Annotated in this window: 15 protein-coding genes; 1 reads left to right on the forward strand and 14 read right to left on the reverse strand. The window is 52.1% G+C overall.

The window, feature by feature from the left end:
• Positions 1-15: 15 nt before the first annotated feature.
• The 9 genes from DVH26_RS23450 to DVH26_RS23490 form a co-directional block, all read right to left on the reverse strand.
• Entirely contained in the window at positions 16-1,155 is a 1,140-nt protein-coding gene (locus tag DVH26_RS23450; RefSeq protein WP_239626012.1) for a glycoside hydrolase family 88/105 protein, read from the reverse strand.
• Positions 1,156-1,172: 17 nt separating this feature from the next.
• Positions 1,173-2,312: an oligogalacturonate lyase family protein gene (locus tag DVH26_RS23455; protein ID WP_239626014.1), complete on the reverse strand. Its 1,140-nt coding sequence runs from the start codon at positions 2,310-2,312 to the stop codon at positions 1,173-1,175.
• Between the two features lie 31 nt (positions 2,313-2,343).
• The gene (locus tag DVH26_RS23460; protein WP_239626017.1) at positions 2,344-4,395 is read right to left on the reverse strand and encodes a glycoside hydrolase family 65; all 2,052 of its coding nucleotides are present in this window, start codon (positions 4,393-4,395) and stop codon (positions 2,344-2,346) included.
• A 39-nt stretch (positions 4,396-4,434) separates the two neighbouring features.
• Positions 4,435-6,708 (reverse strand): AraC family transcriptional regulator, encoded by a 2,274-nt coding sequence (locus tag DVH26_RS23465; protein ID WP_239635467.1) that lies wholly within the window; start codon positions 6,706-6,708, stop codon positions 4,435-4,437.
• Between the two features lie 97 nt (positions 6,709-6,805).
• Complete coding sequence (locus DVH26_RS23470) at positions 6,806-8,971, reverse strand: glycoside hydrolase family 88/105 protein (protein WP_239626019.1); 2,166 nt, start codon at positions 8,969-8,971, stop codon at positions 6,806-6,808.
• Positions 8,972-9,009: 38 nt separating this feature from the next.
• Positions 9,010-10,308, reverse strand: coding sequence for a Gfo/Idh/MocA family protein (locus DVH26_RS23475; protein ID WP_239626021.1), 1,299 nt, complete (start codon positions 10,306-10,308; stop codon positions 9,010-9,012).
• A gap of 105 nt (positions 10,309-10,413) precedes the next feature.
• Positions 10,414-11,952: an extracellular solute-binding protein gene (locus DVH26_RS23480; protein WP_239626023.1), complete on the reverse strand. Its 1,539-nt coding sequence runs from the start codon at positions 11,950-11,952 to the stop codon at positions 10,414-10,416.
• Positions 11,953-12,027: 75 nt separating this feature from the next.
• Positions 12,028-12,897, reverse strand: a complete 870-nt coding sequence (locus DVH26_RS23485; RefSeq protein WP_239626025.1) for a carbohydrate ABC transporter permease — start codon at positions 12,895-12,897, stop codon at positions 12,028-12,030.
• Complete coding sequence (locus DVH26_RS23490; protein ID WP_239635468.1) at positions 12,897-13,760, reverse strand: ABC transporter permease; 864 nt, start codon at positions 13,758-13,760, stop codon at positions 12,897-12,899. Before DVH26_RS23490 ends, DVH26_RS23485 begins: the two co-directional genes overlap by 1 nt.
• A 567-nt stretch (positions 13,761-14,327) precedes the next feature.
• On the opposite strand from DVH26_RS23490, the gene DVH26_RS23495 reads away from it, so the two are divergent.
• Positions 14,328-15,362, forward strand: a complete 1,035-nt coding sequence (locus DVH26_RS23495) for a LacI family DNA-binding transcriptional regulator (protein WP_239626027.1) — start codon at positions 14,328-14,330, stop codon at positions 15,360-15,362.
• Positions 15,363-15,468: 106 nt separating this feature from the next.
• Here the strand turns inward: DVH26_RS23495 and DVH26_RS23500 are convergent, their stop codons facing one another.
• The 5 genes from DVH26_RS23500 to DVH26_RS23520 form a co-directional block, all read right to left on the reverse strand.
• On the reverse strand, positions 15,469-17,472 hold the full coding sequence (locus tag DVH26_RS23500; RefSeq protein WP_239635469.1) for an alpha/beta hydrolase family protein: 2,004 nt from the start codon (positions 17,470-17,472) through the stop codon (positions 15,469-15,471).
• A gap of 87 nt (positions 17,473-17,559) precedes the next feature.
• Positions 17,560-19,722, reverse strand: coding sequence for an MGH1-like glycoside hydrolase domain-containing protein (locus tag DVH26_RS23505; RefSeq protein WP_239626029.1), 2,163 nt, complete (start codon positions 19,720-19,722; stop codon positions 17,560-17,562).
• A gap of 118 nt (positions 19,723-19,840) precedes the next feature.
• Positions 19,841-20,818, reverse strand: coding sequence for a sialidase family protein (locus DVH26_RS23510; protein ID WP_239626031.1), 978 nt, complete (start codon positions 20,816-20,818; stop codon positions 19,841-19,843).
• Between the two features lie 36 nt (positions 20,819-20,854).
• A complete protein-coding gene (locus tag DVH26_RS23515; protein WP_239626033.1) occupies positions 20,855-21,937 on the reverse strand; it encodes a Gfo/Idh/MocA family protein in 1,083 nt (360 codons plus the stop codon).
• A gap of 87 nt (positions 21,938-22,024) precedes the next feature.
• On the reverse strand, positions 22,025-23,497 hold the full coding sequence (locus DVH26_RS23520) for a DUF5605 domain-containing protein (protein ID WP_239626035.1): 1,473 nt from the start codon (positions 23,495-23,497) through the stop codon (positions 22,025-22,027).
• Positions 23,498-23,499 lie beyond the last annotated feature (2 nt).

Consider the following 23,499-nt stretch of genomic DNA (forward strand, 5'->3'; position numbering starts at 1 on the left):
ATTCAATGAGCATGCTTAGCAATCTCCTGCGCGAAGACGCTCGAGCTCGATGCTTGCGAGCAGTAGAGGCGCTACGCCCATCAGCACATCGCTGACCACCGCTTCGCTCAAGTAGTAGGCATAAGAACCATCGCGGTATTTGCGTCCTCCGAGTCCTGCGCCATGGCATATGCCGTGAAGATGCACTCCCTGTTCATCCTCTGTGACGAATCGGGTAAGAATGCCTTCGTAAGCACGTTCGACGACACTTCGGTCTATTTCGGCCAAGTAGTTGAGCCGGATCCCCTTAGCCAGAGCATACGTGAGCATGCATGACCCGGATGCCTCCAAATAGTTGCCCGACCGGCCGTTGCAATCCATCACCTGATACCACACGCCGCTTTCTTGTTCTTGAGCCCGGACGACGGCGTTCGCCATACGCTCAAAGATGCCCAGCAGCTGTCCGCGCTTCGGATGACGGACAGGGAAATGCTCCAGCGCATCGACCAGCGCCATGGCATACCACCCCATCGCTCTCCCCCATACATGGCGGGAGCGCCCGGTGGCTCCGTCGCACCAACGCTGCTCTTTGCTCTCATCCCAGGCGTGATGGAGGAGGCCCGTCTGCGGGTTGCGCGTGTGCTTCTCAACGAGCAGCAGCTGGCGTGCCGCTTCGTCAAACCAGTCGTTCTCGCCAAACGTGCCGGCGAACTCCGCCATGAATGGCGAAGACATGTATAAACCGTCCAGCCACATTTGATAAGGGTATATTTTCTTATGCCAGAATCCGCCCTCTTCCGTCCGTGGCTGACCAATCAATTGCGATTCCAGCAGCCGTGCCGCCTGTGCGTACTTGTCTTCTCCGGTTTCCCGCCACAGCCTCATCAAATGCTTGCCTTTGTTAATATGATCCAGATTATAGTCTTCCAGCGTGTACCCTTGAATCGCTCCGTCCTCCTGGATGAACACATCCATTTGGCGCTTGACGAAATCATGATACCGCGACTCTTGCGTCCAATCTCCAAGCTGGCGGATGGCCGTCAACGCCATGCCGGCAACATAGCCCCATTTATTGCTTATATTGGGATGGTATCCGTCTACAGCGCGTGACAAGATCGTTTCGGCGATTTTGACGGACATCCGTTGTTCATTCTGTATATTAACAGTAGCCTGCATATTCCGTTTCCTCCTGTCTATGGTGTAAATAACGGCAAGCTGTCGAATTGCTCGGGGACCTGAACCAAATAAAGATTGCCGTACCCGTTCTTATCGCTCGTAAACAATACTTGCTTGCCATCGGCGCTAAAGCGCGGATGTGCGTGTACCTTTTGCGAATGAAAGCTGCAGCGCAGCTCGCAAAGCGTTCGGGGATCGTCGTAGACGCCGCCGATTTTTCTCCATACCGTAAGCGACTTTACATCGCCTTTCCCGTCAACGATCGCTTGGCCAAGCCCGTCTGCATAAGCATGCCACGTATTGAATGGGAACTCCGTCTCTTCCATCCCTGTATTATCGTAACGGATTGAACCGAAAAAGTTGGTTCCGTTCGCACGAAAGCCGTGATAGCCGATGGTGTGGCCGTCTGGGTAAAAAAACTCATGACCCACCTTCTCTCCAGGTTCGAGCCTTGCCCTGATCTGCCACGCTTCCCCGGAACGGAGATCCAATCCCCATATGCGGTGGTCTACAAGATGCCATGGTCCCTCATGACAAAAGGTCATTAGCCAAGGCTCGACGGGAGAAGCATTAATATGGGTAATAAATCGTTTGGCCTCATATACCTTCTCCGCGCCGCCTTTTTCTGCGTCAATACGAATGATCATGCTGTGCGGGGCTGCTTCCATAAGCTCGCGGTGACCGACGTACCCGTTGCCGAGATCCAACCGGATGCTTGAGGATAAATCCTCCTGCACGCACGTCAGGACATAGCTGCCGCACGCGGTAGCACTGGCGTTCCCGAGACGATAGCCATCAGGCGCTTCATACAAGAGGACCTCTTCCAAAGTCGATAAATCCAAACGGAACAAGCTTCGGTCTTTCTTGATAAAAGCGGCGCTTCCATCCGGCAGCAAAGATGCATCCAATTGGTCGTTATCCGGGTAAACCGTAAGCTGAGTGATTTCACCGCTTTCCACGTGCAAGCTGTACAAATTCGCGCTGTTTCCCCGGTCCGAGACGAACAAAAGGCGCTGTCCCCTGTCATACCAACCGCTTTCAGTAAAATACAAATGATGACTGTGCGCTTTATAGTCCGTCAACTGCGTCACTTCAAGTCCTGTCAGCCGGTCCGTGTAGGTCTTCCGCTCCGAAGGCCAGATGGTTCCTTTTCTCATCTGCATATCCTCCTTCTCCAATTGGCATTTTTTACAAAAACGGCTTAAGCCCTTCCCACTTCACGTTCCAGCTTCCGTCCTTCGGAAAGCCCGGGTTCATCGCCTGCTCATTGCCTCTCCAGCCGCAGGCCATCATGGCAACCGCTGTCAACAAGCCGCCGTTCCCCGGCAAATAGGCCGTCAGCCCCGGACGCTGGTAATTGTGGCCGTTGGCCAAATACGAATTTTTGGTCGCATCCATAAGCAGGAAATCAACCGCCAGCTCCGTTTCTCCCAGTCTGGCAGCGGTCATCGCGCACATCGGGAAATCCCAGCCCCAGGCGGAATCCCACTTCCATACCTCCTTCACCTTCATCAGTGTGTTCCTCATAACCTCATGGTCAACCAGAGTTCCCGGCAATATGCCAAGAGCACCTAGCATGGAAGGATGGTCCCGATTTTTTTCGGTGAATGTATCCGGACAATTCTCATGAGCGAGATAGACACCTTCCGCTTGCGGCGGTGGAGCCATGGAAGCTGCTACCTCAACCCACCTTGGATTGACTTCCTCCTTCAGCCTTTCTGCCCACTGTACCGCAATTTCCAATCCTTGCTTCCAGTATTCCAGCTCATAAGGCGGATTCTTGCTGCTGTGCAAATGATGGCATTCCTGCGCAGGAATCAATGGAGGCCCGAGATCGAACACACGCTTTTCCTCATCTAAGTGAGCGTACGATACCATGAAATCCGCTGCCTCGAATACGATATTGCGGTATTGCTCCAGTAATTCGCGCGAAGGATTCGCTTGGTAGCACATCTCCGCCAGGACCATAGGATGAGGCTGCTGCCAGATTAGGCCGGGAGCGACCGGGGATGGGCATGGCTTGCCGTCGAAGCCGACCATTTTGGGCCAGCGGGCGCCTTCATACCCTTGTGAGGCCGCCAAATCACGAGCGATCGGTAGAATCTCGCGATACCAATTCATGCTCTTCAGCAAGTAATCTTCCCTGCCCCATAATGGAAAATGCGACGCGTGCCACCAATGCATCTCCAAGTGAGCCTTGCCGAACCAGCTGTTGTACATGAGTCCCGTCTCCTGAGGAGGAATGGTGCCTCCGCTATGCATGGCGCACAGGAACTGAGATAGTACGACCCGGCGTTCCAGCTCGAAAGCTCTCGGGTCGGAGCTGCCGGAAAAATCGATGGCCGCTCCGTTCATCCAGAATGCCTCCCAGCCTCTCTCGCTGGATTCCACAATATCACGGATGGATACCGTCTGTGGTGATTCCGGAGCAAAGGAAACAGAAAATTCAAACAATTCTCCATGTACCTCAGGCACTAATGTGAACTCATGCGTTCCCGATCGCTCCAGACGTCCTGAGCTCCATTCCCAGCCGACCACATAACGGTCCTCGTCCATCGTTCTTTCTAGCAGCGCCCGGCTGGCTTCCAGCTTGGTAAGCAGTGTCCGGTGCCGTTCGTCATTGTCCCAATCCGGATACACAGCTTTGGCCCAAGCCGTATGAACCATATCGGGTGCGGGAAAGCGCATGAACACTTGAAGACGGCCTTGGGCGATCAGCGGAGATTCCACACGTACGCCGACCGTATCGGAATCAGCGTGGCATGCCGTAGTTACGCGAACAGGAATACCCTGTACGGTATATTCACTGGTTACGACTCCAGTCCACAAATTTAATTGCTGTTGTATGTTTGCCATATCTTCTGCCGCAGCTTCCTCGCCGGACTCCAGAAGAAACCGGAAGGAAATTCGGCCGAGCTGCAGCCGATGCGGATTTTGCCGCAGCCAATGATAGGCTTCCGGGTTGTTACCCGGCTTCATAGGATAGCCTACGAGCCGGCCGTGGGTATCGAACATCTGTTGATCGGCATCCTTATCCGTAAACCGGTTCGGGCCTCCTGTGAAATGCCAGCCCCAATTGGACTGCGTGCCGAGCGGCACCTCGTACTGCTCCGGGAACGACTGCAGCCCGGTAATGTCGCAGCTGAAGGCAAATTCCGAATTGCCCACGGAAAATGGGGACAGCGGATCCAATTTGTTCAGCTCGGGATTATGTCTTTCTACGATTCGTCGTCTATCCATATGATTTCCTCCTTGGACCTTATGCCGGAGGACCCGTCCTTATTCGATCGGAAAGTCCATCCGGGTTCTCATCATATCCCGATACTTGCCGGGGGTAATATCTTTAAATTTGCGAAAGATACGGATAAAGCTGTTCTCGTGCTGGTAGCCTACCATTAACGCGATGTCCGATATGCGGGAATCGGTTTTGATCAGCAGCTCAGCCGCGCGATCTACACGCAGTTGGGTTAAGTAGTTGTATATGGTCTCGCCCGTCTCCTGCTTGAACACCTGGCTGGCAAGACTACTGCTGATTCCAATAGAATCGGCGATTTCGGGAATGCCGATCGGCTCTCCGAGATGCTCCTTCATATAGTCGATCATGCGCTGGCACATCATGAAATCTTTGCTTTCAACAAGCTGCCGATATCGCTGAATCAATGGAACCATCCTGCGGTTCAGCTCCAGTCTTATGTCGTCCAGATGCAGCGTCTCGAATTGCTCGTAAGCAGGACCCGTCTCCTGCTCCTCCGCAGGATGGAGCTGTTCAATCCGTTCAGCCACCTCCTGAAGGAAGGACACTACAGCAGAAGGATATTCGTATTGTGTGCGCAAATGGCTGAAAATTTGATCCATCGCGTCGTTAGCCGTAGGCTCATCTCCCGCTTGAATGGCATGAATCAACTCTTCAAGCGCGCGTCCGACAGGAAGCGGATCTTTCACTTCATGCTCCGACACCTTATGGAATGGAATCACTTGGCCATAGCCTTGATATACGCGGTACGCCAGGGCATTCTCCGCTTCAAGCATAGCTTGCTTTAATCGCGTGACATCCGTCTGCGGGGTGCTGATGCCCGCGGATACTCCGAACTTCAATAAATCGAAGATGACGCCGATCGCTTCGGACAGCTTTTTTTCCGCAGATTCCCCTTGCTCACGAGGCTGCAGCAGAACAGCGGTCTTGTCTCTGCCAAAATCGGTGCAGACGATTCGCCACTGCGGCTCGAACAGCTCGGCAATAATGTTCGCAAACGCGAATTTTAACAGCGACCGGTCCGAATCCGAATATCGCCTCAACCACTCTTCGAACTTGTCGATCGACAAAATGGCTACGTATACCGGAGCCTTCTGCCAATCGCTAAAGTACCGGTCCCACTTCTCCTGAATATCCCGTTTGCCGGTCAAATTGCCGGTATACATATCGTGGAGCAGCTTGGAGGACGCCTCCGATATCGTCTCTCGGACCAGCCTGGACAGATGCGCATGGTTACTGATCAGCTCATCGGTCAGCTTCTCGAGGTCGATGCCTCCCATTCCGTCCTCTCTTCGCTCATAGGCACTGAACAGCTGCCGCAACCGCCGCACCGGCCGAAACGCCTCGGCATTAATATAGAAGATCGTCACCCCGCCGAGCGCCAATGCGGCAATGGATACTAGCAATACGGTATCGCGGACCTTTTTGGACTTGGCCAGCAGGCTGTCCTGCACAACAATGGAAACATACTTCCACCCTGTTACGGGGGATTCCAATTGATTCACCAGCAGCTTACGGTCCCGGTAAGTGATATCGCCGTTATGCTCTTCTTTCAGCTTGGCAAGCACCTGTCCCATCGCTTCCTGATCGAACTCAAAATTCGATACGGAGTATAAGATTTCTCCACGCTCGTCAATGATGTAACGCATCCGGTTAATATCGTTAAGGCTTGTGTTCAGCTTGGAAAACAGCTCTTCATCCTTCAGATTGACGGCGACAATGCCCCTAAACTCGCCCTGCAGCTTGATCTTTCGGAACAACGTCAGCTCCGAACCGTTTTTGCTCGCACCTGCGGGAACCTGCCTCTTCTTGATGACCGTCATCTTATCCCCAAACTCGTCTGCTACGCGAATCCACGCGGAGTCGTCAAACGTCAGCTTGCTGGAGCTGTAGCCTTGAGGGATGGCGACGAAGCTGCCCCTTTTCAGATCATAAATATAAATACTCTTCACATACTTCGAGTTGCTGACCAAGGTGGACAGCAGCTGATACAGCTCCGAGATGTTGCTGTACGAATTTTGAACCTCGCTTGTCAAAAATTGATACACATTGGCATTCAACGCCACCTGAATCGCTACCTGATCGCTCTCTTTGATCGAATCGTCGATCACGTTCATGTTGAACTGAAGCATTTGGCGCTGGGGCTCGCTTAGCTCCTCTTGCAGCACCGATTTGGATGTATAATAGGAAGTCAGGCTTACGGCCAGAATGATGAGGAAAACCGATACGGTCAAAATCAATACAAGCCGGATTTGTGTATGAGCCCAATTGTACTTTAGCCATTTCTTGAGGGATTGCATCACGAATTCGTTCCCACCTTATGCCGAATATTGTTCAATTATATCGCGATTCGGCCCCCAAGACACGCATAACCTGGTTTTCCCCTTCGCTTCAGCCTTACAAGCCCAGATGTTCTTTCATTCGCTCCGTTTCAATCCCTGCCAGCAGTACTATGCCGATACCGTGAGTATCATTAAGATTCCAACCCAAATCATGCTTGTAATACGCGTTGTGATAGGACCAGCTGGACCCCTTGCACACTCCGTACAGATTGCCGCGCTTGTCGATAGCACGATCACACAAGCCTTCCCATCCCTGCAATACCGCACGAACATACGGATCCTGATATTCCAGCCAGCCATGTCGAACTCCTAAAGCGAAGCCGTACATGAACATCGAGGTGCAAGAAGCCTCCTCGTAGGATTCAGGATCGGTTAATACCTGATGCCATAAACCATGTATCCCCTGAAGTTTGCGGTACCCCTCGGCCAGCTCGCGGTAGAAGGAAAGAATCTCCGCATAGCGCTCATTCTCTCTAGGAAGGACGGCAAGCAGCACAGCCAGTGAAAAGAAGACCCAGCCGTTGCCCCGGCCCCAGGTCGTTCGGGACTGTTTGCCAAGATTCACGTCATACACATGGGACATAATGCTTTGCTCCGGCATGAACAAATACTTCTTATATAGCAAAAGCTGCCGGGCCGCTTCATCGATATAGCGAAGATCGCCGGTAAGCTCAGCGTACCTGCATAAAAAAGGAACGCTCATATACATATCGTCGCACCACATCGTGTTGTGCATGCTTGGAGATACGCCGATATGGCGGTACAAAGCTCCATCCTCCATGCGGTCCTGCTCGTTCATAATATAATGTGCTATATCGTCAAAAATAGGCTGTGCCCCTTTCAAAGGGCGGATACGATCCGCAAGGATCGCCAGTGCCCCGAACGACCCGCAGTCATCCAGGCTGTCGATATGAGACAGCTGATTATTCAGCCCTGCTGCGCCATAGCGTTCGCGGTCCCATAGAGAATAAGCGTACGTTGATGTTGCAAACTCGACATGGCGGCTCACATAGTCCAATAGATCATCCCTGCGCAGCACGCTGCCTGTTTCAAGAAGTCCGAACAGCGTAACGCCGAGCGGGTAGTTCCATCTTCCGAACAGCTCGTTCTCGAGAAACGGCCGAATATTGGCGCCGGGCTCGTCCGTCGTCCAGAAGATCGAGCCTCCATCGCCATCTGCTATCGTATCCAACATGAGATATTCGGCAGCATCTACTTGGGTATCTGCTGGAAACGGGCCCAAATACAGCCATTGGCCTTCGTAGCCGTGAATGCGGCGCGGACAAGCCAGCTCTACCTTCGAGGATGTAAGCTCCGCCTGAAATCCCCAGCCGTCTTCTCTCGCAATACATTGCACGAGAAGCTCCTGTTTGCCGGGTTTTGCATCCACTTGCAGGGAAAAGTCTCCGCGGCGGGACACGCTATAGATTTCACTGCCTTCAAGCACGAACGAGATTGGGCCATAGGCCGTTCCTTCGATCGTTACCCGTTCCACGGCTGCAGAATTGTTCACAATCGTCGTCCATGCATAGGCGGATGCTCCGGGACGATGTCCGTAAAGCGCCTGCAGCCCGCCGGATTCCTCAAGAGCATCCCCTCGGGAAGGAAGCCATTCCGCACCGGTGCTCGCTTCCGCTTGGGAAGCTCCGGGAATCGACTTGAGGGCCGAATCCACGGGAGCCGTATAAATCCAGCCTTCCTCCCCTTCGCGATCCGTTGAAGGAGCAAGGAAGTGATACGGCTTGTTTTTGCGATTGCCCGTACCGAACTCCGCGCCGCTGCCCCCGGCTGCATTTTTGCCCAGCTCCAGCACGAAGTGATTCCAGCCACGCAGCAGGGCAACCTTCAGCTTTATCAGCGCGGCTCCCTCCGACTCCTCTTCCGGAGCGGAACCGAAGCGCTTTTCGCCGTTGTGGTACAGCCGCACAGGACCGTAGCAGCGCACATGGAAAATAAAGTCCTGCGCCTGGTCCACCCAAAGCTTGGCCCAAGCGTATACGCGCTGGCCTTCCTTCAGCTCAGGGAACATGCTGCCTATAGGAAACTGATAAAGATGATGATCCTGCTTGAGAATCTCGCTGTCTCTGGTAACCCGATATACTGGTCCATGCGGCGGATTGTCGCCAACATATCGCTGAGCCATGACGGCCAGCACATGAGGGATATCCGTGCCGGATGTTTGTGAAGCAATGCTTTCTATTGGATTAAAATAAGGGCTCACTTCTTTGTATCCTCCTTCGTTGCCCTGGGCAGCTAATTCTACTTATGACTGCCTCCGAGCACTTCTTCGATCGTAACCGGACGATGCTCCTTAACCGAGCGCCATACGGCTTCGCCTGCAGCCACTGAATAAGCTCCATCTTCTGCGCCGGATAAAATGCGGTACGGGCGCGCAGGATCCTCGCCCATGAACAGGTCCTCCAGCAGCAGCGGATCGCCGCCGCCGTGTCCTCCTTCGCGGTGAACCACATGAAACGTTTCTTTGGAACCGAACAGCGGGAGATAATCGATCGTTTGCACCGGGGTCGGAAACGGAGTTCTGCCCGGCATATGGTATTCCATCGTTTCCAACCGGCCTTTCGTTCCGTTAATGGCCAGACGGTACCCTTCGTACGGCAAGGAGAAATTGACCGAATAGCTGAGCAAGGCGCCTTCGTTATACTTAATTGTTGCGGAGTACGTATCCTCGATATTGATTTGCGAATCGAAGATGCATTGATCCGGGCGATAGTCGGAATACGGGAACGACGATTTGCCCGCTTCCAGCGAACCCAAGTGGTCATCGGGAACACGAATGTTTTTGCTGCGGGCGTTCCATCGCGAGTAATAGGTACAATCCGCAGTGTACTCACAGGTGCTGCAGAACCTGCCGTCTTCCTTCTTCGGGTTCAGCTCTCCTTCGGCGCCGTAGTAGTTCAGCGCTCCGTAGGCGAATACCTCCACCGGCTTCTGCCCGATCCACCAGTTCACCAAATCGAAGTGATGGGTACATTTGTGGATGGACAATCCGCCGGACAGCTCGCGAACCCTATTCCAACGCTTGAAGTAGCTGGAGCCATGGTACGTATCCAAATACCAGTTCAGATCGATCGACGTAATCCGGCCCAGCTTCCCTTCCAGCACCAGCTCCTTGATTCTGGTATGGATCGGCGCGTACCGGTAATTGAACGTTACAGTGACGCTTCCTTTGCTTTCCTTCTCCGCCTCCATCACGCGCCGGCTATCTTCGCCTGTCGTGACCATAGGCTTCTCTGTAATAACATCCAGATCACGACGCAGCGCGGCTATCAAATATTGCGCGTGCGTGTCGTCGCGGCCCGCTACGATAATGACGTCCGGACGCGTTTCATCCACCATCCGGTCGAATTCGTGTTCATTATAAGTTTTCACATCCGCATTCTCGGGAAAACGAGTGCGATACAGCTCGAAGCGCATCGGATCCCGGTCCAGCAAGCCTACAAGCTCGCATGTGCCCGCGAATGTGGACAAGATCGGCTTGGCGAACATCCCGAGCGCTCTGCCGCTTACTCCACAGATTGCATATCTTTTCTTCTTCATCGTACCGTCCTTTCTTACGCTATCTTCTAGATGCGCACCGGAATGAGCAGCAGGCGCCATCGCCGGAGAAATATTCTCCGGCAGGTCACCTGCTAGCTTGTCCCGCTATTTTTTTACTTTGGCATACCAGTCCTGAACACGCTTGGTAACTGTTTCACCACCGGATTTGTTCCAACGGTCTACGAATTCGTCGAACTTCTCCAGCGGCCAGTCGCCGATAACGATTTTGGTTACGTATTCCTGGAAAAGCTTGTGCGATTGAATATCCGGGAAGCCTTCATATACGGTGTTCGGCAGGCCGTCTCCTGCGATACGGCGAGCATCCGCCGTGTTCACGACAAACATATCCGACACCATTTTTTGCATATTTTCAGGAACCGTTTCCTTAATACGGATGTCCATATCCTCTTTCGTCGTCAGATTGCGCATGCCGAGCGCAAGCGGACGGCTGTCCTCCGGCGGAAGGAGCACCTTCTTGCCGTTTTCCACCTTATGCTGCAAGCCTTCGATACCGAAGCGGACAAATTCGTCGTTATTTGTATCATAGAAAAAGTCCAAGAGCTTCAGGGACGCTTCCGCTTTGTCTTTGGCCGCCAGCGGGATAATCCATTCCGGCTCGCCCATGCTTTTCTGAGTAACGAAGCCTTGGAAGCCCTCGACCTTCGGCATCGGCATTCCCACGATATACGCATCCGGCGCACCCTTCAGCATCGCGTTATAACGGTCGCGCACGTTGGCAGGCAGATGATACCAGCTGCCGACCAGGTTGTTGTTGATTTTGGCCTGCCACACATCGCCCTTGTTCAAGAAGGTTTCGTTGTCCAGCAGCTTCTCTTTGTAAAGGTCGCGAATATAAGCAATGGCTGCCTTCATATTCTTGGTCACGCCGGCATATTGAATTTTGCCTTCATAGATGTCCCATTCAGGGCTTCCTTCCCACATCGCGACACCATACATGCCGAAGAGATGATCCATCCATTTGCCGAATTCCCGTCCCGAGGTCGGAAGCTCGTCCTTCTGCCCGTTGCCGTTCGGGTCCTTGTCGCGGAATGCCCGCAGAACCTCCTTGTACTCCTCCGCCGTCTTCGGCATTGGAAGTCCGACCTTGTCCAGCCAATCCTTGCGGATCATCGGTGCCCGTTCAGGAACTAGGAACACCTTCGGCACATAATAGATATGTCCGTCAGCCGAAGCCGAGCGCACAATGTCCCATGCTTCCTTAGGAATGTTCTTCCACACGTTCGGAGCGTATTTCGGTAGCAAATCATCCAGCGGCAGCGCTCCGCCTTGTTGAATCAGCGTTTGCTCGATGCCCCCGATCGGACGGAGTATATCCGGCATGTCGTCCGACGCGATCAGCAGATTGAGGTATTCCGTCGGTTCCGAGCCTGGAGGCGTTGTTATCAATTGATATTCCACACCTGTCTTCTCGGCGACATACTTCACGTGAGCGTTATTGCTGTCCGGAATGGATCCGACGCCCATATGGCTTTTGAACACTTTGACTTGAACGGATTTTCCGTCCTTACCGTTAGAACCGGATTTATTCTCCCCTGCGCTGGAGCATCCGCTGAGTGCGGCAGTTGCGGCAAGCGCGATTAATGCCGACCATGTCGTCGTTTTTCTAAGCATCTGTTTCGACATGCTGTTTGTTCCTCCCTTTTAATAAATGAAATGATCTCTATATCAAGCTGAACATGGAGCTTAATACCATAGGCGTTATTCTTTCAGCGAGCCTAGCATGGAGCCTTTTACGAAATACTTTTGCAAATAAGGATACACCAAAACGATAGGAATAGTTGCAAAAAGTATCGTTGCCGCCTTCAAAGTCGTCGTATTGAAATCGTAGTCGCCCAAGAACATGTTGACGGCTGCCAGCTCCTCCGGCGATTGCAAATAAGCTCGAAGCTTAACCTGAAGCGGCCATAAATCCGGATTGCGGATAAACAATACGGCGCGCTGGAATGAATTCCAGTACCCTACGGCATAGAACAAGCTGACCGTTGCCAGAACGGGCTTGGAGAGCGGCAGGAAGATGCGGAACAGCACACCCGCGTCGTTACATCCGTCGATTCGGGCCGAGTCGTACAGCTCCGCCGGCAGCCCCATAAAGAAGGTTCGGATGATAATCATATTGAAGGTCCCGATCAATCCGGGAAGAATCAAAGCCCAGAGCGAATTCATAAGCCCCATCTCCCGAACCGTCAAGAAGAACGGAATGAGCGGCGCATTGAAAATCATGGTGACGATAATCCCCAGCATAATCGGCTTGCGAACAAGAAATTCCTTATGGGCTAACGGATACGCCATAAGCACCGAGAACAGCATGCTGAGCAGCGTACCTAAGACCGTAATGTACACAGTGATGCCGAAGGAGCCCCACAGCCCTTTATTTTGCAAAATATGCGTCCACGATGCCGTCGTAAAGTCTACGGGAAGCAGAAACACCTCCTTGGAGTCTGCGGCAATGGGCGAGCTAAAGGATACGGCAAGCAGATGAACCAAGGGCAGCAGCATCGTAGCGGCAGCCGCCGCGAGAAGCAAGTAATTGATTACCTGGAATATTTTTTCCCCTAACGTTTGTTTCATTACCATAACCCCTGTTCTGTTTTTCGTGCCATCCGGTTAAAAATCCACAGCAGCGTAAAACCGATGACGGATTGGAATAATCCGATGGCCGTCGTCACACTGTATTGTCCCTGCAGAACCCCTGCACGGTAAACATACGTTTCAATAATGTCGCCGACGGAATAGGTCATTGGCGTTAACAGGTTATAAATCTGGTCGAAGCCGAGCTCCAGGAAGTTACCTATATTCAATAAGAACAGTACGAGAATCGTCGGGAACATAACCGGAAGCGTAATATGAATCGTCTGCTTCCACCGGTTGGCACCGTCCATAACCGCGGCTTCGTACAAATTCGGATTAATTCCCGCAATCGCCGCAAGATAAATGATCGTTCCCCAGCCGATTTCCTTCCAAATGCTGGATATGACGACAATGGTACGAAAATACGCTTGCTCCTGCATGAACAAAATCGGTTCGAGGCCGAACCAGCCGCGGACCATATTGGCCACGCCTTGGGTGGAGAGAAGCTCGAATACGATACCTCCGACGACTACCCAAGACAGAAAGTGCGGCAGGTAGAACAAGCTTTGAATGACCCGCTTGGCGAGCATAATTCTTAATTCATTTAATAGAAGAGCGAGAATGATCGGTGCCGGAAAACCGAATACCAGCTGATAGAGCGCGATCATCGCCGTGTTTCTCAACACGTGGTAGAAATCCTGATAAGTAAAAATAAACCTAAAATTGTCTAAACCGACCCAAGCGCTACCCGTAATTCCTTTAAATATTTGATAGTTTTGGAATGCGATTACGCTTCCGGCCAAAGGCACGTATTTAAACACTAGGTAGAACAGCACGCCGGGAAGAACCATCAAATATAGCATCCAATGTCTTTTCACATTCGTCAGGTATAGGTTCACATAGGAGTGTAATTTCCCTGCCGGCGCTTTGGTGGATTCTGTCATTTTTCGGTTGTATACTTCTGCCACCACCACAAACCTCCTTCGTTTTTCGTCTCGCTCATCATACCTGTTAAGGTTTAAGACGATCAATCGACCATTCCTCCATCGCATGTACAAATACGCTATTTCCACAATTCGAGCGTTATTACAAGGATTGATTGATGCAAAACCTGCCTTATTACTGCATTTTTCGAGTAAATATTGGATCGGTTTGGCCAACTGGTTGGTTGTTTGGCGGATTGGTTGATTGCTTTTTGTCCATGCTTATAGGGCTGCAGACTGTTCACTTTGCAAAATAAGACTAACTCGATCAATATTTTAGTAGTCCCTTAATACTGCTTTTGCTGCATACTAAACCGGGTTTAATACAACTAAACTTTTTTAGACACTTAGGATCGTTTCTTGTCTAGCAGATTCTCATTTAGTATAATGTTTAGTGAACTTATCCCGAACGAAAAAATCAGCTACAGCTCAAAGGAGTGCATCCTATTGAAAATAGAGGATATCGCCAAGCTGGCGAATGTATCCAAATCTGCGGTATCCCTGGCGCTCAACGGCAAACCGGGTATCAGTCCGGAAACCCGGCTCAAAATTATCAATATTGCCAAAGAAGGCGGCTATATTCCCCGTACCCAGTCCCGGCCCGAAAAAACGGGCGGAACCTCCCAAATTTTACGGTTTGTCGCCTGCACTAATTCCGGAATCGTATCGGAGCATTATGCGCAGCAGCCATTCTTCATGGAGTTGATTCGATGCTTTGAGGAGCAATGCCGGACGAACGGCTATTCCTTATTGTTTTCCTCCGTGCCTTCCGATCAGTTAGAGCAGCAGATTGATCAATTGGAGACGGAAAACGAGTCCAACGGCATTATCTTATTAGGTACGAATTTATCTCGAGAACAAATCCGCCTCATTACGAACATCCAGCCGAATCTGGTTGTACTCGACACCTGCTTCGAAACAGAGCAAACCAATTTCATCGTAATGAACAATCGAATGGGTGCTTATCAAGCGGCTCAGCATTTATTGGAGCTTGGACATCGGAGGATCGGATATGTACAATCCAGTTACCGGATGTACAATTTCGATAGAAGGAAGCAAGGGTTTCTCGCCTGCCTGGAGGAGAACGGAGAATCGCTGAAGGACTCCGACGTATTCGCGAGTCCCCCAACGGCCATTACGGCTCAGCCGAGCCTGGTTTCCCTATTCCTGGAACGCAAGGGCTCCATGCCGACAGCATTATTTTGCGAGTGCGATTATATTGCCATTAGTGTTATCAAATCGCTAGCAGAAGCCGGATTGCGCGTTCCGGACGACATATCCGTCGTCGGCTTTGACAACATCCATGAATCTGTAGTCATTACTCCGGAATTGACGACGATCCATGTGGAGAAAGAAACCATCGCCGAGATGGCCGTCAAGAAGCTGATGAGTATGATCGATAACGGAGATCGCGTAAACATTAAAGCTTTCGTAGATACGCGGCTTGTTGTGCGCAAATCTTCACGAGCTTTACAGGACTAATAAACACAAACAAGCTGACCTTTGCGATAGAGCAAAGTCAGCTTGTTTTGTTGTAGGGCATATACTTTATTCCATGGTCAGCCTACTTAGCATCTATCGTAAACGGTCAGCTCGCCGTATGACTCTTCAGCAGCGTGCTGGAATCAAACAACCGTCCTTCTTCTCTGAGCCAACGCTCCGCATCCGGAAGATCGAAATAACGCAGCATCCCAGGGAGAATGAAGCTGAGCGAGTCTGTTTCATCGTAAAACGGCTCCTTGATCCAGCCTGCAAGGCTGCCCATTGATTCGACCAATCGAACGCTCTGGACACGGGAATCCAGTAGAGCCGCGAGCTCCGCATAAATTGCGTAACGTCCGCTTCCGTAAAGCTGGATATCGCTGGAATCGACCGTCTTCAGCTCGGATGCCAGCTGAATCGCTCGCAGCACGTCGTAGGTTCTCACGGCAGCCATGCTGTCGCCAAGCCACATCAGCTCGTCGGTATGCCTATCCATCACGCCGAACCGTTTGAACGGTTTGTCCGTTGGGGAATTCAAGTGCGGCAGCAGCGGTCCGATCCCCGTCGGATTCAATACCATAACGATGCGGCCGGCAGCGCAGGTTTCTTCAATCCAGGAGCCGTGCGTTTCCAGCTGGCTCGTTCCTCCGTCCCACACGGCGATCGTTACTGGAACTCGTTGTCCGTGGAGCTGCGAATCGTAAAATTGCAGCGCATGATTCAACAATCCGGGCTGGCTCCACCATATCGTGCGAAGCACCCACATATTGTCCACTTCGCCTCCTCCCGAAGGCCGGGGGTTCAGGTCGCACTGAGTCCTGTTGTAAAATACGCTCTTTCTCAGCCACGCTAAAGCTCTGCTCTTTCGTTCCTCGCCGGACAACGCTTCTCTCGCCTTCTCGAAATGCGCAAGCCGTTCCACATTCTCATCAAATACGCTTCTGGCCTGCTCGATTTCCCCGATCACTTGCCCGCTGTGAGTGCACCACAGCTGCTCGTTCGGAATGAGCTGGATTTGATCGTCCGCTGAAACGTACTCTTTACCCAGCAAATGCTTGGAAAAAAAGGCCGCGGCAGTCCTGGCGAGCGGCAGCGTAAATTTGTGCACATTTTCATCCTCGAATAGGCGCAAGTCATCGCTTCGGCCATACATTTCCCAAAAGCTGCGGTTAACGGCCACCGTATGCCGGGGTCCTTCAATAGGAACGGAGTCGTACGTTGTAGCAAGAACGCATACCGGCCGCGGGGCCATCGCCAGGATGATGTCCTCATGATCGAAGCCATGGGCGGAGAATCCGGGCCATTTTTGCTCGGCATCCTGCGCTTTCCCTGTGAGCAAAAAGTACGGCCGGTTCATAATAAATCCGCCTGGCGCGGCTGCAGCAATCCTCTTGTCGTACATCATAACAAGAGAGGTTTGCGTGCCTCCACCGGAATGTCCGGTCACACCGATACGAGCCGGATCGACTTCAGGCCTTGTGCACAAATAATCGATAGCTCGTACGGCATCATGGAGCATATAGCGGGCAAGACTATCTCCGAGAGGCATGCACTGCCTGCCCACATTCTCGTGCTCGGTTACGCTGGTCATCGGAGCCTGCTTCGTCTCGGGATCGTAATAGCCGAACCGCTCTCCCTGGCCGACTGGATCGAGCGACATGACGACCAAACCGGCGTGAACCAAATAGTGGCACACGGTCTGGTATTCATCGCAATGCTTCGCCTGCTCGCGATGTCCGCACAGCAGCAGTACAGCGCCTCCCGGCGTAACGAGTGAATCGGGAATATAGACGTTGGCTGTCGCATAGACATGAGGTCTTGGCTCGAACAGGACCTTTTCTACCCGAAACCCGTTTCCCGCTACCGTTCCGGTAATCTTGGCGTTTAATGGAGTATCGGAGGAGGGCATTCCGCCGATACAACGCTCCAAGCCTTCGCGAATGGCTTGCTGCCGCTGTTCCAAAGTATGCTTATCCTTAATTGCAGCCCGTGCTTCTTCGCCCTTTCGTGCTGCCTGCATAGCCTGCTCATAGACCCATCTCGGCAGCTGACTCTTTACGTCGAAATGGGCGATGCCTACATTTTCCAAATTCTCGTACACGTCCGTCATCTCCCTCTTCATGCGGCAGATCGCGTCTTGAGCACTCTCTAGCTCCCATCTTGGATGCCTTCGCTCTCCCCCAATTTCCCGCTTCCTCTAATGGCTTAAGTCGCTCAATAGCAGTTCTGTCCGGCAAAGCGAGTCGCTGCTAAACTTCAATTCGCCGTTTACATACAGCCGGTAGCCCTCCTCGCCCATATTCGTATGCATGGACTGCGCACTTGTCCCCGGCTTCCGGTAAGTAAGGCGCAGGTTCAGTCCCGCTGCCTTAATTCGGTCCAGAGTAAAGTAATCCAGGCCGATATCGAGCGGATCAAGTAGGATCCGATCCGCTTCAACGGACAATCCCGCAATATGAGTAATTAACAGATCAATGTAGTAGGAATGGTTATATTCCTGTTCGTCGCTCAGCGGTTCCCCGGTTTCGCTGTTGTAATGCTCTACGAGACCCGGTTGGTTGAGGTCCCTCTGCATAAAATGAAGGAACGAGTATTCGCGGAAATAATGAGCGAATGCCTCATCGAATTCATGGTTTCTCCGCTTGCTTTCTTTGGCGAGAGCATCAAGTGCAATCGAATTCGTATAAGGCCATGTAGGACCGTCCCAGACGCAGCCGTTACGACCTTTGACGAAATGGCCCATCCATCCTCCGTCCTTTGAATACGCAGGACAATCGGCTGAAACCGACGGGAACGGGCAGTTCGTGTGAAACTCCTGATCGTTAAACAGATGCTCGATCATCCCGTTGAACCGCTCGTCGATCATTTCCGCCCAGCCCGGATAGATCCCGACAATATTTTTGACCAGCGCCTTCTCGTCGGTCTGATAATGCAGGTCGTAGAAATAAGCTGTTTCGTCATCCCACATTTTCGCAATAATATCCCGCTTGATCTCGTCAGCCAGCTTATAATAGCCTTCCGAATCCGTATCCCCGCACAGCTCGCACAGCTTGGCTACACCCAGAGCGTTCAAGTAATGGTATACGGCGCGGTCCACCCGTTTCAAATGAGTATAGGTCGACATATCCTTCGGATTTTTCGGATAGTTATGGAAGTACCAATAGCTTGGCTGATATTCCTTTCCGGTCCTTGTGTGCTTATGCTCAATCATCAATTGATCGTTCTCGTTACCATGAACGTGCTTCCACGACGAGATTTGCTGCTTCAACGCCGGCAGCAGCTCCGTGATTACATCCCGATTTTGATGCACTAAATACAGCTTATAGGCGGCCCAGCAGGAAAAGTTGGCGAAGGAGTGCATGACGGTGTCCACCGTCAAGCAGCAAAACATGCCGGTCTCATCGGCTCCTTGCTTCATATTCTGCAAAGCGCCTTCGCAATAAACCGGATCGTGATACCACCTGGCATCCATCAAATGCAGCGGCACGGACAGGTTGATCAGCTTGCTGAACTCCCAGCCTCCTTTGTCGAACGGCCTCTTGCTTTTCTTATGAGACCTTCCCTCGTAAAATAACGGATAAGTCAAATGCCCATACCGCGGATCGGCCAAATTGTGTCGCAGCAGAAACCAGCGGTACTTCCACGTTTTGTCCAACAACGCGTCGCTGCTCTCAAAGGTTGGCGCCTTGTCGAACCAGGCTTGATATTCACTTCTGTACGCTGCCACGATGTCATCGGCCGTCTTTGCCGACTTTGCGTACCCGGCGGCCCGTCGTTTCAACCTATCCGGATCGTCCTGTCCCTCTATGCCTAATGCAGCACAGATGACAAGCTCCTTCGACTCACCGGGCTTCAGCCGCAGCTCATCCAGTAACGCAGGATCGCTAACCGCGATGATACCTGTCAAATCGAAGCTGTAATGCTCAATAGGAAACCCGCCCTGCAGCAGCTCCCCGTCCCTTACCGTAAAGGAGCTGCCATATGTCTCCAGCTTCAAGACAAGGTCTTCTCCGCTTAAGTTCGTCCAAGTTTGACACGATACGGCACAGTCGTCCCATGTAATGAATTTCCTCTCGGTTAACGATAACCGGCTTCCAACATACTCCATCGCCAAATGGCTCGGAAACCATTCGGTTCGGCAAGGCTCGAAGCTTTTTACCCGATTCGTTACCACCGAATAGAGCAATGGAATATTGACCTTATGTATAAAGTCGAACCTGCCGGAAAATCCCGGCCTCGGCTCGACATAATCGGCCCACAGCCGCGCTCCGGTGGAACCAAGCAATAAGGCTCCCGGGAGCGTGCGAAGCGCTTTGTTACCCGCCCGTAAATCTTCGTCCCATAAGCTTTCCGTCGGCATGGAACCCCTCCTTGTGCTTCTGCCATTACCATGACTCAACTGCTGCTAAGTATTAATATAGTAGACTCCCGTGACAGGAGAGTGGTGTTTATGTGCTCAATGTATAGGGCAATCAGACTTATTCCGCAATGGTAATACGGCAAAAAGCGATACGTTCCCTCTTCCACGTATAAGTTATTAACAAATCATTCCCATTGGCTATAGCCGCGGGATAGGAATACTGCCCTTCGCCTTCATCGATTAGAAGCTCGTGCTCCCATGTTTGCCCGTTATCAACGGACAACCGGACGACAAGCGGTGTTCTCGGCCCTTTCGTCTTCCCCTCTTCCGGACGGACGGGATTATACACCAAAGCCAGCGTGCCAGTGTCCGTCTTCACCAGATCAATGCCGCTGTTATTGTTCGGCAACCCGGTTCGATAGGCCGCACACCACGTCTTGCCCCCATCCTCCGAATCGCTCCGGTAAATGGCCCCTTCCGTGCTGCGCATGAGCATGTGTACGTTTCCCGGCTCCGATTCCCATAGAGTCGGTTGAATGACGCCTTTGCCCAATAAGCCGCTGTGATCGAGTGGAACCGTTTCGCTTCGGACCCAGGTTTCTCCCCCGTCGGCGGAGAGATCGACGAAGCAATCCCATGCGGGCTCCAATGACGCAGGGGCCGCAAGAGTACCTTTTTGCAGCACAATCGGCTTGTTTTTGACCGGGCCTCTTCCCCCTACATCTCCCTCCACCAAGGGAACGGGATCACTCCAAGTCATGCCGTTGTCCGTTGAACGAATGACCATCGTCACCCATTCGGAGATGCTTGCGCCGACTTTATAATAGAGGAAGAGCACGCCGTCATCCCTGAGGAAAAGCACCGGGTTCCACAGCGGGATATCCTCCTCGTCGGCTGCTTTTACAGGATAAGTCCAGCTTCCGTTCCGTCTGTGAGATGTCCAAATAGCGACATCCCCTGCTTTCTCCCGGGTCCCTCCGAACCAGGCGGCAATAATATCACCGTTAGGCAGCAGCTCTAATGTTGAAGCATGGCAGCTTAAAAAAGGCCGGTCATCCTCGAAAATATATTCCTTTGTATGACTTACGTAGTTCAAAGCTGAGTCCCCCCTGTTTCGTCTCGATTTACATCCTTATACATGAATACTTCGCCGGTTCAGAACATCCGCTACTTTCACAACCTGACCCGTTCTCATAGATTGTTCCATTGCTTCCATTACTGCGAGTGTACGTATTCCTTCCTGTAAATCCGGCTTAGGAGTATGGCCGGCATTCAACCTATCGGCAAAATCCTCAATATAGTTCTGGTATTCACCGGCATGATGGCTTTCGCCCTCAAAGCGGAAATAATAGCCGTGCTTTTCCTCGTACGTATGCAGCTTGGCTGTCTTGGCGACGGGTTCGAAATTCGTGTAGTAGGTGAGCTTGGGATATCCGGCTCTGCTGATCCCCTTCGTTCCTGTCAAGGTGCAGCTGATTTGTTGTTGAACTGCCGTCCCCAAAGTAGGCGCTGCATAGACACCGCTAACGTTGACGCATTTGCCTTCCTTGCTTTTCAATATAAACTTCAACGTATCCGGAGCCGACAACCGGTACTCCTTCGTATTAGGGCTTACTACCCCTACACCGTACACTTCCTCGATATTGGGCATATACCATACCGCCAGATCGACCGCATGGATCATAAAATTGTACAGCCACGAGAACCCTTGCTGATGGCTCCAGCCTTTCTTGAGAAACCAACGGGAATCGCTGATATAGTGCGTATCTACCGTCAACAGCTCTCCGTGCAGCCCTTCGTCGAAATCCTTTCGCTGCATCATCAATGGCTCGAAGTAGCGTGAGCTCTGTCCCACGAACACGCTTTTTCCCGCTTTGCGTTGAGCTTCCAGCAGCTCGTTGGCCTGGTCAAGGGAAACCATCAGCGGTTTGGTGCAAATAACATGCTTGCCCGCTTCCAGCGCTTGTTTAATATGCTTGGCATGAAGCTGATCCGGTGTATAAATGCCTATGACATCTATGGAAGGATCCGTAAGCAGATCTTCAAATTTCAAGGTATACCGGTGAAAATCGAACTCGGTGCACCTTTGTTTGCACAGCTCTTCGTTCAGGTCGCAAATATTTCCCAAAACCCATTTCTCGCTCTGCAGGGCAGCCGAAATAATGCTTCGGCCTTCTCCCAGCCCCAACACACCCAGCGTCCAAACTTTGCTCATACGCTCAACCTCTTTTCCGCCATGATTTAATGAAAAGCAGACCGCCATTGGCGTCTGCTTGTGGTTGCGGCTTCTCACGCGAACTCGCTATAGAGCTCGTGCTCTGATTGCAATATACGGCTTTCCAGGCAAGTCGACGCGGACAGGACCGGAATGCTCGCCGTCCAGCGTATGAATTGTCATATTCCACGTATCGACGATATCGATTTGGAAACGGCGTTCTTCCGGAAGCGGCAGCTGCCGGTAGGCAGGTCGGTGGATACCGAAATATTGCAAATAATATTGTCCTTCCACCCCGATCGTCGGAGCATCTCGAAAGCTGTCCAGCGGTTCCGTGCTATCCGGAGCTTCATCCAGAATGTCGCGCAAAAATGCGATTCGTTCCGGGCTGTCGCCGTACAATCGGCCGCCCTTGGACCACCAGACGATGTCTTCCGGATGAACGAACGTCTCGCCGTGACCGACGTAGCCGCCCCGGGCAAAGCCATCCCAGAATCGGGCTGTCATTTCCTCGCCTGTAATATTACCCCATCTTTGCGGCAGATTGCCTTCATAGCAGCACTCGTCCACTACGACCGGCTTCCGGTAACGTTTACGCCAAGCGTTGGTTGGGGACAGCTCCCAATATTGCATACTGACATGCGTCACCCACGTCTTGGAATGATCGTACAGCACCAGAGTGTCCGGATCGTACATTTTGGTTCCGTTATGTATGGATCGCAGATGCTGGTAAGGATCGCTTTCCACTACGATGCGGAAGAAACGATCCCAATCGTCCATTGTTTTGGCAGCCATAAAATCAAACTCGTTGGCGAGCGACCACCAAACGTTCCGGTAGGCCGACAGCCTTGCAATGACATACCTCAAATAAAACTCGTCCGTCTCCGCATCCATCCGGTCGAAGCCCCAATGGCCTTTGTCGTACGGGTGGAACAAGATTAAATCCGCTTCTATGCCAAGCTGTTGAAGCTCCATGATTCTTCTTTCCAGTCTTGCGAAATAGTCCGGATTGAATCGGGTCCAATCAAAGCCCTCTTCTCTGGAGCCGGCAAAAGGAAAGCAATCCGGTTCGTTCATATTGAAGCTGTAGCGCTTGGGAAACACGCACATGCGAATCTTGTTGAACGGAGAGCTGCCGAGCGTTTGCAGCGTCTCTAGCTGCAAAGCCTCCTCCTGGTGAGTCCACGCATAACAAGTGGTACCGAACGGCCTGTACGCCTTGCCATCTTCGTATGCGAAGCGTACCGCATCCCGCACCCTTACCGGACCGTGGTTTCCTGCGGAAGGCGGAATGCACACGAAGCTCCCGGCTGACCCGTCAAGTCTTGCATCACGGCTGCTGATCGAATAGGACCATTCGCCCACCGAGTCCGGCATAAAACGAACCTTATACACACCGTTTCCGTCATAAAAGCCGTCGACCTTTATCGTACGGTGCTTATATTGAAATTGAGCCTCCAGCGAAATCTCCTTATACGGATTCCCTTCACTGCCGCCTTCCAATGTCAGCTCAAATACGCCCCAACGCTCGACTTCATTGCTGTGAATCACGTTGCTCATGC

It is taken from the genome of Paenibacillus sp. H1-7 (assembly GCF_022354825.1).
GTDB lineage: Bacteria > Bacillota > Bacilli > Paenibacillales > NBRC-103111 > Paenibacillus_S.